The organism is Amycolatopsis sp. WAC 04182, assembly GCF_003947465.1.
GTDB lineage: Bacteria > Actinomycetota > Actinomycetes > Mycobacteriales > Pseudonocardiaceae > Amycolatopsis.
Genome location: NZ_QHJJ01000005.1, coordinates 1 through 16,839 on the forward strand (window position 1 = coordinate 1; position 16,839 = coordinate 16,839).

Sequence of the window (16,839 nt, forward strand, 5' to 3'; positions counted from 1 at the left end):
ATCATGATCGGCGACACCATCGCCCGCCAGCTCACCCTCAACCGAGCACTACGCTACCAACCACTCAACACCAAACTGTCCGACAAGTCCTGAAACACATCTGTCCGTGAGGTCCTGAAACAGCACATGCCGTTCTAACGGCACTTACCACTCACGACCACCCCGACCCACCCCTCACCGCCGCCCGATCGCGCACGAGATCGTTACGCGCTTCCTGTAGCGTTTCGCACCCCGTGGACGATGAGTAATTCCCTTGCCGCACAGGCATTCCGCCAAAAGCAGGCGAACGCAGGACACCGGTAACGAACCCGGACCTCCCACCGACCAACGGGCAGCGGAATGCGGCTGGAGGAATTCGTCATGAAGATCAGTGTCTTCGGGCTCGGTTACGTCGGTTGTGTGTCCGCGGCGTGCCTTGCCGGACGCGGGCACGAGGTCGTCGGGGTCGACGTGAACCCGGTGAAGATCGAACTCGTCTCCAGCGGCAAGGCGCCGGTGGTCGAAGAGCGGATCGGGGAATTGACCGCGGAGGTGGTCGCCGCGGGCAAGCTGAGAGCCACGACCGACGTAAGACAGGCGATCGCGGACAGCGAAGTCTCCCTCATCTGCGTCGGTACCCCGTCGGCGCCGAACGGCAGCCTGTCGACGGCGTTCCTGGAGCGCGTCGCCGAGGAAATCGGCGAAGCGCTCAAGGAAAAAGCCACCAGGCACACCGTCGTCTTCCGCAGCACCATGCTCCCCGGCACCTGCCTGGATCTGCTCGTCCCCATCCTCGAGAAGTCGTCCGGCCGCACCGCGGGCGTCGACTTCGGGGTCGCGGTGAACCCCGAGTTCCTGCGCGAGGGGAGCAGCGTCAAGGACTTCTTCGACCCGCCCAAGACCGTCATCGGCGAGCTCGACGCGGCCAGTGGTGACGTCGTCGCGGCGCTGTACGAAGGGCTTCCCGGCGAAGTCTTCCGCGTCGCGATCCCGGTCGCCGAGATGACGAAGTACGCCGACAATTCCTTCCACGGGCTCAAGATCGGCTTCGCGAACGAGCTCGGCTCGATCTGCCGGGCGCTGGGGCTCGACTCGCATCAGGTGATCGACGTCTTCCTCGCCGACCGCAAGCTCAACATCAGCCCCGCCTACCTCCGCCCCGGGTTCGCTTTCGGCGGCTCGTGCCTCCCCAAGGATCTGCGCGGCCTGGTCTACGCCGCGCACCGCGCGGACGTCGCCGTCCCGATCCTGTCGCACGTGCTGCCTTCCAACGACGAACACCTCCAGCGTGCCTTCGATCTGGTCGCGCGCACCGGGAAACGCAAGGTCGGGCTGTTCGGCCTGTCGTTCAAACCCGGCACCGACGATCTGCGGGAGAGCCCGCTCGTCGAACTTGCCGAGCGCCTGCTCGGCAAGGGGTACGACCTCCGCATCTACGACGCCAACGTCAGCCTTTCGCGGCTGATGGGCGCGAACCGCGAGTACATCGAGGGCAGGCTGCCGCATCTCGGCCAGCTGCTCGCCGGCTCCGTCGGCGAGGTCGTCGACCACGCCGAAGTCTGTCTCATCGGCTGCACCGACCCGGAGGTCCTCGCGGCGCTCCCGGCGGGCGGCGGCCACACCATCATCGATCTCGTCCGCGTACCCGACGCCGACCGTCGCCGGGCTGAAGAGGGATATGTCGGTCTTGCCTGGTAAAGCTCTCATCCTCGTCGAGAACCTGTCCGTCCCCTTCGATCGCCGCGTCTGGCAGGAATGTCAGACCCTTCGCGACGCCGGCTGGGAAGTCCACGTCATCTGTCCACAAGGGACGAAGCGGGACACCGAAGCCGAAATCGCCATCGACGGTGTCCACATCCTGCGGTACCCGCTGAAGGCCGCCACCGGCGGTCCGGCCGGGTACGTCCAGGAGTACGGCTCCGCGCTGTGGCACACGCTGCGGCTCGCCCGCAAGGTCGGCAGGGTCGACGTAGTGCACGCCTGCAACCCGCCGGACCTGCTCTTCCTCGTCGCGCTGTACCTCAAGCGCCAGGGCGCGAAGTTCATCTTCGACCAGCACGACCTCTGCCCCGAGCTGTACCTCTCGCGTTTCGATCGCGGAGAGGACTTCCTGTACCGCGCGGTCTGCGCGCTGGAGCGCCGCACGTACAAGACGGCCGACGTCGTCATCGCGACCAACGAGAGTTACAAGGACGTCGCCGTGAAACGCGGCGGCAAGTCGCCGGACGACGTCTTCGTCGTGCGCAGCGCGCCCGTGGTCGAGCGGTTCCGCATGGTCCCGGTCGAGCCCGAGCTGAAGAAGGGCAAGCCGCATCTGCTGGCGTACCTCGGCGTGATGGGCCCGCAGGACGGCGTCGACTACGCCTTGCGCGCGCTCGCCTCCTTGCGGGACGAGGTCGGCCGCTCCGACTGGCACGCCGTGTTCATCGGCTCCGGCGACGCTTTCGACGCCATGGTGGCGTTGTCCCAGGACCTGAAGCTCGACGACCAGGTCGAGTTCACCGGCCGGATCTCCGACGAAGACCTGCTGCGCTATCTGTCCGCGGCCGACGTCTGTCTTTCGCCGGATCCGTTGAACCCGCTCAACGACGTGTCGACCATGAACAAGATCATGGAGTACATGGCGATGAGCCGTCCGATCGTTTCGTTCGAGCTGCGGGAGGCCAGGGTTTCGGCCGGAGAGGCCGCCCTTTACGCCCCGGCGAACGACGAACCGGAGTTCGCCAAGCTGATCGCGCATCTGCTCGACTCGCCGGACCAGCGGGCCGCCATGGGTGAGCTGGGACGGGCGCGCGTCGCCGGTCCGCTGTCGTGGGAGAACTCCCAGAAAGCCCTGCTCGCGGCCTATGCGGCCGCGGCCCGGTGATCGACTTCCCGGTCGCGTTTTGAACAAGAGTCGGGCAACCCTGTAACCAACGCGGTGGCCGGTCCGACGGGATTCATGCACACCCCCACGCACCGGACGGAGATCCCGGCTTTGACTGACGACACGGTGCGCCTGTCCATGATCGGACAGGTCCTGCGCGGGAGGTGGCGGACCCTGGTGGTCCTCGCCCTCCTCGGCGCCCTCGTCGGCGCGGGCTCGTCGGTGATCCTTTCCCCTGGCTACCGGACGACGTCCAACGTGCTGCTGCAGGGCCCGCGTGAGGCGGACGAACTGCTCACCCAGGCCGAGGTGGCGACCAGTTCGGTGGTGCTCGACCGGGCCGCCGCCGTCCTCGGCCGCGGCAGCGGCGCCGACCTGCGAGACCGGGTGAGCACCACGGTCGCGCAGGGCAACGTCATCACCATCGCCGCGACCGACGATTCCGCCGAGCACGCGCAGCAGGTCGCGGATCAGGTCGCCCAGGAATTCGTGAAGTACTCGACGCAGGTCCTCGCCAGCACCGGCGACGCCGCGGTCAAGGTGGCGCAGGAACGCCGTGAGACCTTGCGTCAGCAGGTCGCGCAGACGAACCAGCGGATCACCGAACTGGCGGAGAAGGTCTCCGACGGGACGACCTCGGTGGAGACCGTCCAGCTGCGCACCGAGCTGGCCGCGTTGCGCTCGTCGATCGAGCAGGCGATGTCGACCCTCAACGCCACCGACACCACGAGCGGCGGTCTGGGCAGCATGGTCGTCATGGGCGCGGCCGAGCGGCCGACTTCGGCGGCGGCGCCGACCTTGCCGCAGCTGGCCCTCGGCGGCGCGGCGCTGTTCTTCGTGATCGGCCTGCTCGGTCACCTCTTCGCCGCCCGCACCGACCGGCGGTTGCGGGACGAGGAAGAGATCGGGGCGGCGCTCGGCGGACCGGTGCTGGCCACTGTCGACATTCCCGACGTCGCCGATGAATCCGATCCCGGAGCGGGGCGGAGCCTGCGGGCGAAGCTCTTGGGCGACGACAAGCCGTGGAACATCCGGCGGATCGACGTCACCCCCGACGAGATCGACGGCGACGTCCACTACCGCCGCCTCGTGTCCCGGCTCCCGCAGCGGCGGCTGCTGGTGCTGGTGGCCGAGGGCGATCACGCCGCGCGGACCGCGGCCACCAGGATCGCCGAACTCGCCGGCCGCCGGTTCACCGTCGTCACGGTGGCCCCGGCACGGCCGGTCGTGGAGGACCACTCCGCCGAAGGTGTGCTCGTCGTGCTCGGTCTGGGTACGCGAACCGCGTGGGAGCTGGTCGGTGTCGCCGAGGCGTGCGCCGACGCGGGGCCGGCCGTGGTGGGAGCGGCCCTGATCCGCCCCGTCCGGCCGACCCGCACCCCGGGTGCGAAACCCGGGAAGCAGGCCGAAAAAGATCGAGAAGCACTGGCAGGTACCCCGTGACGACCGCCGAAAAAGAGAAATCCGAGCCGCTCATCGATCTCCAGCGGCTCGTGGTCTCGGTCCGGCGGCGTCGTCGCCTGTGGCTGGCCACCGCCCTCGCCGGGCTGATCGCCGGCGGGCTGGTGGCGATGTTCCTGCCGTCGCCCCCCACGGCCGTGGCGAAGATCCTGGTCGTCCACGCGGACGATTCGCCCAGTGACAGCGGCACGCTGATGGAGACCGACGTCGCCGTGCTGGAGACGACGAAGATCGCCGGCGACGCGCTCAAGAAGCTGAACAGCACCCAGCCGCCCGAGGAATTCCTCAAGGACTACACCGCGCTCGGCGTGACGAACAACGTCCTCCAGGTGACGGTCAAGGGCAAGGACGACGCCGACGCGATCGCCCGCGCGCAGGCGCTTTCCGACGCCTTCATCGCCGAGTACGTCGCACGCAACCAGGCGGGCGCGGCGGCCGAGCAGAAGGCGCTGCTCGACCAGCGCAACCAGGCGCAGACCGAGCTCGGCACCATCCAGAACGACATCGTCGCCGAAGAGGCGAAGCGGAACCCCAACCCGGCTCAGCTGGAGCGGCTGTACTCCCGCCGCGCGGAGCTGACGTCCAAGATCTCCGATTACGACGGCCGCGCGCAGGAAGCGGGTATCGGCACCCCGAAGGTCGGTGCGGGGACGCAGATCGTGGACGCGCCGCGGATCCTGCCGAAGTCCTTGCTGAAATCCACCGGCACCGCCGCCGGGATCGGCCTGGTGCTCGGTCTGCTGGCGGGTCTCGTCCTGGCCGCCATCGGCAGCGTGGTGAAGGACCGGCCGGTCCTGCGCCGCGAACTCTCCCGCCATCTCGGCGCGTCGGTGATCGCCCAGCTGCCGAAGCCGCCGCGCTGGTTCCGGAAACGCCGTGCGCTGGAGGAACGCGAACGCGTCGCGAAGACACTGATCCGCACGATCCGCGAGGACGACGGGACGGTGTCGCTGCTCGACCTCGGCGCGCGCACCACGACGGCCGCCTTGGCCGTCGACATCGCGAACGAGCTCGCGGAGCAGGCCCCGGTCGCGCTCGTCGACGAACTGCCGAGGGCGGGCCTGCGCGAGCTGGCCGCCGGAGGCAAGATCCGCGTCCTGAACCGCGACGAGCCCAAGGTCTCCGGTGAACGCCGGATCGGCGTCGGCTCGATCGAGCCGGGGACCGCGTGGACGGATCTCGAACACCTCGGCGCGGAAGCGATCCTCGTCGTGCGCGCCGGGCAGGCGAACACCGAATGGCTGCACACCGTCGCGCGTCAGCTCGCCGAACGCCGGATCCCGATCGTCGGGGTCGTGCTGGTCGACCCGGATCCGCGCGACCACACCGACGGCACCCTGTGGGACGGCCTGCACACCGCGCTGCGCGGCCGGGCCGCCGAGCCCGTGCGGACACCCGAGCCCGTGCCCGCGCGCCGCCCGCACGCGAGGCCCGCCGGGCCGCCGCCGAAGCCGGTCGAGATGTTCCCGGACGACGAGCCCACCGTGCGGCGGCTCGCGGTGGCGCCACCCGAGCCCGCCCCGAAGACGGCGCCGCGCCGCACGCCGACGCCGTACAAGCGGGCCGGCGAGAACGACGCAGACCAGCCGACCACCCGATTCGCACCGGTCACGCAGGACAACGCCGAAGCCTTGTAAGGGGAGCGAAAGCAGATGTGCGGCATCGCAGGGGCCTACCACTGGCCGGACGGGGGACCGCTCACCGATCGGCTCACCAAGACACTCGCCCACCGCGGCCCCGACGGTTCCGGCCGATACGACCACGGAGAGGTCCATTTAGGACACCGTAGGTTGTCGATCGTCGACCTGACCGAGACCGGCGCGCAGCCGATGGTCAAGGACGGGCTCGCGCTGACCTACAACGGCGAGCTGTACAACGCGCCGGAGCTGCGGGAGGAACTCGAAGCCACCGGTGTGCGCTTCCGGGGCACGTCCGACACCGAGGTCCTGCTGGAAGCCTGGCGCGCGTGGGGCACCGAGGGTTTGCACCGGCTGCGCGGCATGTTCGCGTTCGGTGTCTTCGACGAGCGGTCCGGCGAGCTGGTGCTGGTCCGTGACCAGCTCGGGATCAAGCCGCTCTTCCTGGTGCGCCGCGGCAAGGGCGTCGCCTTCGCGTCCGAGCTGAAGGCGCTGGCCGCCGAACTGGGCGGCTCCCTGACCGTCGACGACACCGCGCTCGTCGCTTCCCTGCTCTACTACTGGGTCCCGGACGGCCGCTGCGCGTTCAAGGAGGCCGAGAAGCTGCCGCCGGGCAGCTGGGCGCGGTTCCGGCCGAACGGCGACGTCGACCGCGGCACCTTCTGGTCGCTGCGCCAGGTCGCCGAGGAAGGCGCGGCCTATGAGGGGGAGTTCGACCTCAACGCCGTCATCGAGGACTCCACGCGCAAGCACCTGATCGCGGACGTGCCGGTCGCGACGTTCCTCTCCGGCGGCCTCGACTCCAGTTACCTGACCGCGATCGCCGCGCGCGAGCGGCCGGGGATCTCCGCGTACACCATCGGTTTCCGGGCCGAGGACGCGAAGTTCGAGGCGATGCCGGACGACCTGATGTACGCGAAGAAGGTCGCCGCGAAATTCGGCGTCGACCTGCACGAGATCGAGATCGCGCCGCAGGTGCTGGATCTGCTGCCGCGGATGACGTATCACCTCGACGAGCCGATCGGTGACCCGGCGGCGATCAACAGCTATCTGATCTGCACCGCCGCCCGCGAGGCAGGTGTCAAGGTGATGCTCTCCGGCATGGGCGCCGACGAGCTGTTCGCCGGATACCGCAAGCACCTCGCGAACACACTCGCCGTGCAGTACCAACGGGTTCCGGGTCTCGTCCGCCGTCCGGTGGAGTCCCTTGTGGACAGATTGCCGGTGGCGACGTCGAAACGGGGGTTCCGGTCGGTCCGCTTCGCCAAGCGGTTCCTTTCGTTCGCGGAACTGCCCGAGGAGACCGCGTTCCGGCGCAGCTACACGATGTACGACCAGGCCGAACTGGTCGGTCTGCTGAACCCGGACCTCGCCGGCGCCGTCGACGACGTGATCACCGAGCACGCGGACACCTACCACGACAACACGTTGTCGGACTTCGTGAATCGCATGTGCCTCGCCGATTCCCGGCTCTTCCTGCCGGGGCTCAACCTCGCCTACACCGACCGGTCGAGCATGGCCGCCTCCACCGAGGTGCGGACGCCGTTCGTCGACGTCGAGGTCGTGAAGGCCGCGTTCCGGATCCCCGGCGACAAGAAGATCGTGAAGCGCCAAGGGAAGATGGCGCTGAAGGAAGCGGCGCTGTCGATCCTTCCCGCCGAGATCGTGCACCGGCCGAAGGGCCTGTTCAGCGCGCCGCTGCGGGCCTGGATGAGCCGCGACCTCGCGCCGCTGGTGCGCGAGGTGACGAACGAGGGTGAATTGGTGAAGGCCGGGTTCCTCCGTCGGGAGGCCCTGCAGCAGCTCGTCGACGAAGACGCGTCCGGGCAGCAGGACCGGTCCAAGCATCTCTGGCACATCTTGACCCTCGAGTACTGGTATCGCGGCGCCGTTTCGGCTCGGCAAGGTGGGTCATGAGTGGCGATTCATGGCCAGGGCGTGTCGCGAAAGCCACTTTCGGGACGTCTGGTGTCCCGAAAGTGGCTTTCGCGACACCGTCGCTGGGTCTCGTGCAGGGGGAATGTGGGTCGGCAGCGCCAGGAGCAGGGGTGAAGGGGACTTTCCCCGCATCCGATGCGGCGAAAGTCCCCTTCGCGACACCCGACACCTGTGCCTTGCCCTTCAATGCCCAGAAACGCCACTCACGAACACCTGTACCGACGCGGTACCGCAGCCGTCACACCACTTGCCTTATCCATCACTAGGAGCGACGTGAAGCAGGTAGTGCAGAACTACAAGAGCGGGGAGCTGGCGCTCCTCGACGTCGAAGTGCCCGCGTGCAAACCGGGGGGTGTGCTGGTCCGCACCGCCTATTCGCTGATCTCCACCGGCACCGAGATGATGAAGGTGTCCGAGGCGAGTCTTTCGCTGGTGGGCAAGGCGAAGGCCCGGCCGGATCAGGTCGCGAAGGTGATGCAGAGCGTCGCGACGAACGGGCTCGGCGCCACCTACCGCAAGGCGATGAACAAACTCGACTCGTACACGCCGCTGGGGTACTCGCTGTGCGGTGTCGTCGAGGAGGTCGGCGCGGGCATCGACGACGTCGCCGTCGGCGATCACGTGGCGTGCGCGGGGAACGAGCACGCGCTGCACGCGGAACTGAACTGGGTGCCCAAGAACCTCTACTCCAAGGTGCCCGACGGCGTCGACCCGCGGCACGCCGCGTTCGGCACGGTCGGCTCGATCGCGATGCAGGGCGTCCGCCAGGGCGAACCGCAGATCGGCGACATCGCGCTGGTCATCGGGCTCGGCCTGATCGGTCAGCTGGTCGTGCAGCTGCTGGTCGCCTCCGGCGTCCGCGTGGTCGGCGTCGACCCGGACCCGGCGCGCTGCGAGCTCGCCGAACGGCTCGGGGCGCTGAAATGCGGTGATCCCGGCGTCATCGACACCGCGGTCGCGGAGATCAGCTCCGGGCACGGCGTCGACCAGGTGTACCTCGCCGCGGGCGGCAGCACGAACGAGCCGGTGGAGCTGGCCGCGAAGCTGGCCCGCGACCGCGGCCGGGTGATCGACATCGGCAAGTGCTCGCTGAACCTGCCATGGAACGCCTACTACGAAAAGGAACTCGACGTCCGGTTCTCCCGTTCGTACGGCCCCGGCCGTTACGACCCGGAGTACGAACTCGAAGGCCGCGACTACCCGATCGGCCAGGTCCGCTGGACCGAGCGCCGCAACCTCGAATGCGTCGTCGACTTGATGGGCAGCGGCCGTCTCGACGTCGAGCCGCTGATCTCGCACGTCTCGGCCTTCTCCGACGCCGTCGAGACCTACCGGCAGCTCGACGAGGGCAAGCTCAAGGCCGTCGCGGTGCTGTTCGAGTACGAAAAGCGGGCCGCCGCCACCACGGAGCCCGTCACCTCGGTCGCCCTCCCGAAGCCGGTGACCTCCCGCGCGGTGCCGAAGCCCGACAGCTTGCGGATCGGCTTCATCGGCGCCGGCAACTACGCGTCCTCGATGCTCCTTCCCCATCTCGTGGAGATGGAGTACATGGACCTCTTCGAAGTCGTCACCACGTCCGCGCTCTCGGGCGCGAACGCCAAGCGCAAGTTCGGCTTCGCCCGCGCCTCCACCGACGTCGACGCGATGCTCGAAGACGAGTCGATCGACGCCGTGTTCATCGTGACCAGGCACAGCTCGCACGCCGAGCTGACCAGGCGCGCGTTGCTCGCGGGCAAGGCCGTTTTCGTCGAGAAGCCGCTCGCGCTCTCGGAGAAGGAACTGGAGATCGTGCTCGGCGCGATCGAGGAATCCGGCAACGACCGGCTGCAGGTCGGCTTCAACCGCCGGTTCGCCCCGCTGCTGAACGAGGCGGTGCGCCAGTTCGGCCCGCGGATCGGCCCGGCTTCCGTGCGCTACCTGGTCAACGCCGGGCAGCTCGACGCGAACAGCTGGTACAACCAGGCCGACAGCGAGGGTTCGCGGTTCGCCGGCGAGGGCGGCCACTTCATCGACACGGTCAGCTGGCTGCTGGGCTCCGATCCGGTCTCGGTGTACGCGACCGCGACGCCCGGGCACCAGGACCTCCAGATCCTGCTGCGCTATCCGGACGGCTCGACGGCGTCGATCGCCTACACCACCAGCGGTTCGTCGGCGTTCCCCAAGGAAACGATCGATCTCACCGCCGACGGCAAGGTGCTGAGGTTCGACGACTTCGCGCGCGCGTCGGTGTTCGGCCGCAAGAAGTGGGCCAGCTCGCGGATCCCCAAGGGCCGCGACAAGGGGCAGGCCGCCGAACTCGAAGCGTTCGTCGACGCGCTGAGCACCGGTGTCGCGATGCCGGTCTCGGTCGAGTCGCTCGTTTCGACGACGCTGGCCACGCTCGCGGTCAACCGCAGCCTGGAGACCGGGATGCCGGTCCGGATCGGACTCGGCTGATGGATCCGTCCTGGTACCTGCGAAGACTGTCGCGAATGGGGCCCGCCGAGGTCGCGGGCCGGGTCACCGATGTCGTGCGCAAACGCCAGTGGCGCGGGGTCGCGGGGGAGAAGCCGTCCTGGCTGCCGGTTCGCCGGTTCGTGACGGTGCCCGGCGAAGACGTCCTCGCCGCCGTTTCGGGTGAAGCCGTGAAGGATCTGCTCGTCGCCGCCGACCGGCTGATGGACGGGCGCGCCGAGTACTTCGGCGTCGAGCGGGACGACCTCGTCGCCCCGGACTGGTCGTACGACCCGAAGACCGGCCGCCGAGCGCCGTCCGACGTGTACTCCTTCGACATCCCGTACCGGAGCGAGGACGCCGTCGGCGACATCAAGCAGATCTGGGAGCCGTCGCGGCACCAGCACCTCACCGTGCTGGCCGCCGCGTACGCCCTGACCGGCGAGGACCGATACGCCGAACGCGTCGCCGCGCACCTGAACTCGTGGTGGGCGGCCAACCCGCCGATGCGCGGGGTGCACTGGGTCAGCGGGATCGAACTCGGCATCCGACTGCTGTCGTGGGTGTGGGTCCGGCGCCTGTTGGACGGCTGGGCGCGGACTCCGGCGCTGTTCGAGGACAACCCCGTGGCGCTCAGCCAGATCTGGCACCACCAGCGCTGGCTGGCGGCGTTCCCGAGCCGGGGTTCGTCGGCGAACAACCACGTGATCGCCGAGGACGCGGGGCAGCTCGCCGCGGCATGCGCGTTCGCCTGGTTCCCGGAATCCGCCGGATGGCGGGAAACGGCGCTCGCGTCGCTCGACAAGATGCTGCGGCACAACACCTTCGAGTCCGGGCTCAACCGCGAACTCGCCACCGAGTACCACGGGCTCGTGCTGGAACTGGGGCTCGCCGGGGCGCTGGAGGCGAAGGCCGCCGGGGTCGCGGTGCCCGAGTCGACCTGGCTCGTGCTGCTCCGGATGACCGACGCGCTGGCGTCCACTGTGGACAACAAGCTGCGCCCGCCGAGGCAGGGGGACGCGGACGACGGCTTCGGGCTCATCGTCGATGGTGACGAGACGAGCCGCTGGGCGTCGCTGCTCGACACCGGTTCCGTCCTTTTCGGACGTTCGGACTGGTGGCCGGAGACACCGGGCGGTGATGTCCGCACGCAGCTCTTCTCCGCGCTGGCCAAGGACATCCAGGTCGACGCGCGGCGACCGGTGCGACGGCGGGACGACTTCGCCGACGCCGGGATGACCATCCTCCGGGACGGCGACGTCTGGTGCCGCTGCGACGGTGGGCCGCACGGCTTCCTGTCCATCGCCGCCCACGCGCACGCGGACGCGCTTTCGGTGGAGGTCCGGCACGACGGCGTCGACATCCTCGCCGACCCCGGGACCTACTGCTACCACGGCGAACCGAAGTGGCGGTCGTATTTCCGGTCCACGGCCGGGCACAACACGCTCGAACTCGCCGGTGCCGACCAGTCCGTGTCCGGTGGCCCGTTCCTGTGGACGAAACACGCCGCGACCACCGTGATCGCGGCGGGCACGCCGTCACGCTGGAGCGCGGAACACGACGGCTACGCGCCTTCCGTCCACCGGCGTTCGGTGGAGCTGGACGGCACTGAGCTGCGGATTCTCGACGAGGTCCGCGGGGAGACCCGGCCGTGCCGTCTCGCGTTCCACTTCGGCCCGGCCGTCGAGGTCGTCCTCACCGGAGCGACGGCCGAGTTGTCCTGGACGGCCGACGGCCGGGAACGGAGCGCTTCGATGGAACTCCCGTCGCAGCTCAGGTGGTCCGCACACCGCGGCGAGACCACCCCGCCGCTCGGCTGGTACTCGGCGGGATTCGGCCGCCGTGAGCCCGCGTGGACGCTGATCGGCGCCGGGACCGCCTCGACCGGGATGACCACAAAGCTCACCTTCGACCCCGAGGGGCCTCCGTTGTGACGGTTCGACCGCATCGCTTCCTGCCGATCCTGCTGGCCGTGACGGCACTGGCCGCCTGCACCCCGGACCCCGCCGACGAGGCGGGCGCACCGCCCGACCCCGGGCGAGCGCCGTCCGGTGCGGTGGCGCAGGTGTGCGGCAAGCTGCCGCCGGGTCCGGCGGCGGCACCGGCGGGAGCGGTGACGGTCGATCCGGCCGTCGCGGGCGATCTCGTGGCGAAGACCCGGGCGAGCGGCCCTGGCACGACGTTCTGGCTGGCGCCCGGCACGCACCGGCTCGGCGAAGACCGCTTCGACCAGGTGCAGCCGAAGGCCGGAAACGTCTATCTCGGCGCGCCGGAAGCCGTTCTCGACGGCCGGAAGATCAACCAGTACGCCTTCACCGGCAACGCCGCCGACGTCAAGATCCAGTACCTCACGGTGCGGGGATTCCAGGCCCCGCGCGACGAGGGCGTGGTCAACCACGACTCCGCTCCCGGCTGGATCATCGAGCACAACACGGTGCAGGACAACGAAGGCGCGGGCCTGATGGCGGGCGCGCGGCAGCAGGTGCGGGGAAACTGCCTGCGGAACAACGGGCAGTACGGGATGAACGCCTACGAGGGGAAGAACGGGATCACCGGGCTCGTCGTCGAAGGCAACGAGATCACCGGGAACAACACCGGTGACTGGGAGAAGAAGGTCGACGGCTGCGGCTGCACCGGCGGCGTGAAGTTCTGGGCCGTCGACGGCGCCGACGTCCGCGGCAACTGGGTGCACGCCAACCGCGGGGCCGGGTTGTGGGCCGACACGAACAACAACGACTTCCTGTTCGAGGGCAATCTCGTCGAGGGCAACGACAGCACCGGGCTCATGTACGAGACCAGCTACAACGCCGTCATCCGCGGCAACACCCTCCGCCGCAACAACCGCGTGGACGGCAAGACCTTCATCGACCGCGGCGACAGCTTCCCGGTGGCGGCGATCTACCTCTCCGAATCCGGCGGCGAGCCGAGGGTGAAGGCCCGGACGGACAAGGTGGAGATCGCCGGGAACGTCCTCGAGAACAACTGGAACGGCATCACGCTCTGGGAGAACTCGGACCGCTTCTGCAACAGCCCCGCCAACACCTCGTCCGGATCGTGCACGAAACTGGTGCCGGACCACGAGACCTGCGCGCGGCCGGCGATCGCGTCCGGCACGCTGTTCGACGACTGCCGCTGGAAGACCCAGCGTGTCGAGATCCACCACAACCGGTTCGTCCTCGACCCGGCGGTGGCGGGCTGCGAGAACACCTGCGCGCGGATGGCCGTGCTCGCGAACTTCGGCACCTACCCGGACTGGTCGCCGTACCGGGGTGAGGTCGTGCAGCAGGCGATCACGTTCGCCCAAGGCAACAAGTGGCACGACAACACCTACGTCGGGCCGTGGAACTTCGTCGCCTTCGAACCGAGCCGGAACCTGAGCATCGGAGAATGGCAGGGCGGCCCGTACAACCAGGACGCCGGATCGACCTACAGCCGCCAAGGGGGAGGCTGACATGCGGCAGAAAACCCGTTTTCCGCATCTGCCCCGGGGCGAACGGCCCTCGCAGTCGCCGGGTATGCCGAAGGCGGTCGCCCTCGTGTGGGCGCTGCTGATCCTGAACACGCTGGGCTCCACCGGCGCGACGACCGTCATCCCGATCCCGCGTTCGGTGATCCAGCTGGTCACCATGGGTTCGCTCGTGCTGGCGTTCTGCGTCGCGCTGGCGTTGAACGCCCGGCTCCGGATCCGGCCGAGCGCGTACCTGCTGCTGCTCAGCATCCTGGTGGTGCTCAGTCTGATGGCGAGCCTGAACCTCGAAGTCGGGTACGGCGCGCTGTTCCGCTGCTTCCGGTTCGGTCTGTTCGTCAGCACGCTGTGGCTGCTGACCCGCTGGTGGGACGGCGGGATCCGGCTCGTGCGGCACCACATCCGGACCTACTCGGCGGTCCTGCTGACGGTCGTCATCGGGCTGGCCGCGTCACCGGGGATCGCGCTGGCCGAGGAATACGGCGGACGGCTGACCGGCACCATCTGGCCGCTGACCCCGCCGCAGGTCGGGCAGTATTCGGCGGTGGTCATCGGGCTCACGCTGCTGCTGTGGCTCGGCGGTGAACTCGACCGGCTGAACGCGCTGATCGTCATCGTCCCCTCGATCGGCATCCTGCTGCTGACCCACACCCGCACGGCCACGCTCGGCCTGGTCGCCGGCGTGCTGATCGCGCTGCTCTCCCTCTGGATGTCCAGCGCGCGGGCGAGGAAGGTGTTCGCCGGGGTCGCGTTGATCGGCGCGGTGTCCACCGTCGTCCTCGGTTCGCTGTTGCAGGCCTGGTTCCTGCGCGGCCAGAGCTCGGAGAACTTCTCCAGCCTCACCGGCCGCGCGAAGGTGTGGGACGCGCTGCTGTCCGACCCGCGCACCCTCGGCGAGTACGTGTTCGGCGTCGGGCTGACGAACAAGTCCTACATCGGCCTGCCCATCGACAACAGCTGGCTGGCGGTCTACCACGAACAGGGCTACGTCGGGATCGCGATCGTCGCGGCCTTCATGCTGGTGCTGCTCGTGGTCGCCGCATTGCGGCCGCCGTCGCTGGCCAGGGCGTGCGCGATCTTCCTGATCATCTACTGCGTTTCGGCGTCCTACACCGAAGCGGGCCTCGGTGACGCGTCGCCGTACCTGCTGCACCTGGCACTGGCGGCGTCGCTGCTGGTGCGGGTGCCTGTCACCGAGAAGAATTTCGTCCCGGCCAAGGAGCCTGCGTGAAGGTCCTCGTGGTCCACAACCGCTATCGGTCCGAGCAGCCGAGCGGGGAGAACAACGTCGTCGACCAGGAGGTCGCGTTGCTCGCGGCCGCCGGGCACGACGTCGGCCTGTTCGAACGGCGCAGTGACGACATCTCCGCGATGTCGTTGCCGCGCAAGGCCGTCGTCCCGCTCCAGGTGCCGTGGAACCGGGCGGCGCGCGCCGATCTCGCCCGGCGGCTGGCCGAAGACCGGCCGGACGTCGTCCACGTCCACAACACGTTCCCGCTGCTGTCGCCGTCGGTGCTGGCGGCGTGCGCGGACGCGCGCGTGCCCGTCGTCGCGACCGTGCACAACTACACCCTGATCTGCCCGCCCGGCACGCTGTACCGCGACGGGCACGTGTGCACGGACTGCGTCGGCCGGACGCCGGTGCCCGCGGTGCGGCACGGCTGCTATCGCGGGTCGGCGCTCGCGACCGTGCCGATGGCGGCGAGCCTGATGCTCAACCGGCGTCGCTGGTGGTCCGGCGTGTCCCGGTTCTTCTGCATTTCGCGGGCTCAGCGCGAGGTGCTGGTCGCCGCCGGGATGCCCACCGAACGGCTGGCGGTGAAGTACAACTTCGTCGCCGACCCCGGCATCCGGCGCTCCGGTACCGGCGAGCACGTCCTGTTCCTCGGCCGGATCACCGCGGAGAAGGGGATCGGCCTGCTCATGACGGCCTGGGACCGGATCGCCGCGGCCGGCGGGCTCGGCATGCCGCTGGTGATCGCGGGTACCGGCCCGATGCAGGACGAGGTCGCGCGCTGGGCGGAAGGCCGCGACGACGTCCGCTACGAAGGGCTGCGGAGCAAGGCGGAATGCGCCGAACTGGTCACTCGCGCGGCGGTGGCGGTGGCGCCGTCGGAATGGCTGGAGACGTTCGGGCTGGTGGTCGTCGAGGCGATGGCCGCCGGGGTCCCGACCGTCGCGGCCGCGCACGGCGCGTTCCGCGAACTGGTCGAGGACGGCGTGACCGGGTTGTTGCACGAACCCGGCGACGCCGAGTCGCTGGCGCGGCGGCTGCGGGAGGTCGTCGGCGACGCCGGCCGGAACCGCGAACTCGGCCTGGCGGCGCGGCTGGTCTACGAGCAGGAATTCACCCCCGAGGTCGGGCTGGACCGGCTGATCGGCGGCTACCGCGACGCGATCGAGGCGGCCGGGCAGGTGGCCGCGGAGTGAAACCGGCTCTGCCGCCGACGCTCCGTCCGGCCGCGTTCGTCCTGGCCGTGGCCGGCGGGCTCGGCGCGCTGGTGCTGGGCCTGGTCTACGCCGGGACCTCCGGGGCGACCGGGCCGGACGCGACGCTGGTCGACGCGCTCGCCTGGTCCGGCGATCCCTGGTGGACGATCGCGACGGTGATCGACTTCGTCGGCGAACCCGTCGGCTCGATCGTCACCATGGTCGTGTTCCTCGGTCTGTGCTGGTATTCGCGGCGGCTGCGAACCGCCGTCACCGGAGTGGTGGCCGTCCTCGTCACGGTCGGGCTGACGAGCGGGCTGAAACCGGTCACCGGCCGGTACATCCACGGCGAATTCCTGGCGTATCCCAGCGGGCACACCGGTTTCGCCGCCGCGTTGACCTTCACCGCCGCGCTCGGCGCCCTCGGCGGTCTCCGGCGCGGCCCGGCGTCGGTGCTGCTGGTCGTCGCGGTCGTCTTCGCCGGGGCCGCGATGGGCTGGGCCCAGGTAACAATGGGCGCGCACTACCCGACTGACACGCTGGGCGGCCTCGGTGTGGCTCTCGCGGTGGTTCCGGTGACCGCACTGCTCATCGACGAAGGGGCGACCCGGTCCTCGAACACCACATAG

11 protein-coding genes are annotated in these 16,839 nt (G+C 69.3%); all 11 read left to right on the top strand.

Annotated features, from left to right (window positions below):
- Window positions 1–360 precede the first annotated feature (360 nt).
- Window positions 361–1,677, top strand: coding sequence for a nucleotide sugar dehydrogenase (locus DMH01_RS25890; protein WP_125679882.1), 1,317 nt, complete (start codon window positions 361–363; stop codon window positions 1,675–1,677).
- Window positions 1,658–2,845 (top strand): glycosyltransferase family 4 protein, encoded by a 1,188-nt coding sequence (locus DMH01_RS25895; protein WP_125679883.1) that lies wholly within the window; start codon window positions 1,658–1,660, stop codon window positions 2,843–2,845. Before DMH01_RS25890 ends, DMH01_RS25895 begins: the two co-directional genes overlap by 20 nt.
- A 138-nt stretch (window positions 2,846–2,983) precedes the next feature.
- The gene (locus tag DMH01_RS25900; protein WP_125680380.1) at window positions 2,984–4,288 is read left to right on the top strand and encodes an exopolysaccharide biosynthesis protein; all 1,305 of its coding nucleotides are present in this window, start codon (window positions 2,984–2,986) and stop codon (window positions 4,286–4,288) included.
- Window positions 4,285–5,943 (top strand): Wzz/FepE/Etk N-terminal domain-containing protein, encoded by a 1,659-nt coding sequence (locus DMH01_RS25905; protein ID WP_125679884.1) that lies wholly within the window; start codon window positions 4,285–4,287, stop codon window positions 5,941–5,943. The genes DMH01_RS25900 and DMH01_RS25905 overlap by 4 nt, the downstream gene beginning before the upstream one ends.
- 15 nt (window positions 5,944–5,958) lie before the next feature.
- Entirely contained in the window at window positions 5,959–7,860 is a 1,902-nt protein-coding gene (asnB, locus tag DMH01_RS25910) for an asparagine synthase (glutamine-hydrolyzing) (RefSeq protein WP_125679885.1), read from the top strand.
- Window positions 7,861–8,154: 294 nt separating this feature from the next.
- On the top strand, window positions 8,155–10,317 hold the full coding sequence (locus tag DMH01_RS25915) for a bi-domain-containing oxidoreductase (protein ID WP_125679886.1): 2,163 nt from the start codon (window positions 8,155–8,157) through the stop codon (window positions 10,315–10,317).
- The gene (locus DMH01_RS25920; RefSeq protein ID WP_125679887.1) at window positions 10,317–12,248 is read left to right on the top strand and encodes an alginate lyase family protein; all 1,932 of its coding nucleotides are present in this window, start codon (window positions 10,317–10,319) and stop codon (window positions 12,246–12,248) included. Before DMH01_RS25915 ends, DMH01_RS25920 begins: the two co-directional genes overlap by 1 nt.
- Window positions 12,245–13,765: a right-handed parallel beta-helix repeat-containing protein gene (locus DMH01_RS25925; RefSeq protein ID WP_125679888.1), complete on the top strand. Its 1,521-nt coding sequence runs from the start codon at window positions 12,245–12,247 to the stop codon at window positions 13,763–13,765. Before DMH01_RS25920 ends, DMH01_RS25925 begins: the two co-directional genes overlap by 4 nt.
- A gap of 64 nt (window positions 13,766–13,829) precedes the next feature.
- Window positions 13,830–15,011, top strand: coding sequence for an O-antigen ligase family protein (locus DMH01_RS25930; protein ID WP_199745670.1), 1,182 nt, complete (start codon window positions 13,830–13,832; stop codon window positions 15,009–15,011).
- Window positions 15,008–16,210 carry a glycosyltransferase family 4 protein gene (locus DMH01_RS25935; RefSeq protein WP_125679890.1) on the top strand — a complete coding sequence of 401 codons (1,203 nt, stop codon included), beginning with the start codon at window positions 15,008–15,010 and terminating at the stop codon, window positions 16,208–16,210. The genes DMH01_RS25930 and DMH01_RS25935 overlap by 4 nt, the downstream gene beginning before the upstream one ends.
- A complete protein-coding gene (locus DMH01_RS25940) occupies window positions 16,207–16,839 on the top strand; it encodes a phosphatase PAP2 family protein (protein ID WP_125679891.1) in 633 nt (210 codons plus the stop codon). The genes DMH01_RS25935 and DMH01_RS25940 overlap by 4 nt, the downstream gene beginning before the upstream one ends.

Coding starts and splice junctions, on each gene's coding strand:
- asnB (WP_125679885.1), top strand. CDS start 5,959: ATGTGCGGCATCGCAGGGGCCTACCACTGGCCGGACGGGGGACCGCTC.
- DMH01_RS25920 (WP_125679887.1), top strand. CDS start 10,317: ATGGATCCGTCCTGGTACCTGCGAAGACTGTCGCGAATGGGGCCCGCC.
- DMH01_RS25895 (WP_125679883.1), top strand. CDS start 1,658: ATGTCGGTCTTGCCTGGTAAAGCTCTCATCCTCGTCGAGAACCTGTCC.
- DMH01_RS25890 (WP_125679882.1), top strand. CDS start 361: ATGAAGATCAGTGTCTTCGGGCTCGGTTACGTCGGTTGTGTGTCCGCG.
- DMH01_RS25900 (WP_125680380.1), top strand. CDS start 2,984: ATGATCGGACAGGTCCTGCGCGGGAGGTGGCGGACCCTGGTGGTCCTC.
- DMH01_RS25930 (WP_199745670.1), top strand. CDS start 13,830: ATGCCGAAGGCGGTCGCCCTCGTGTGGGCGCTGCTGATCCTGAACACG.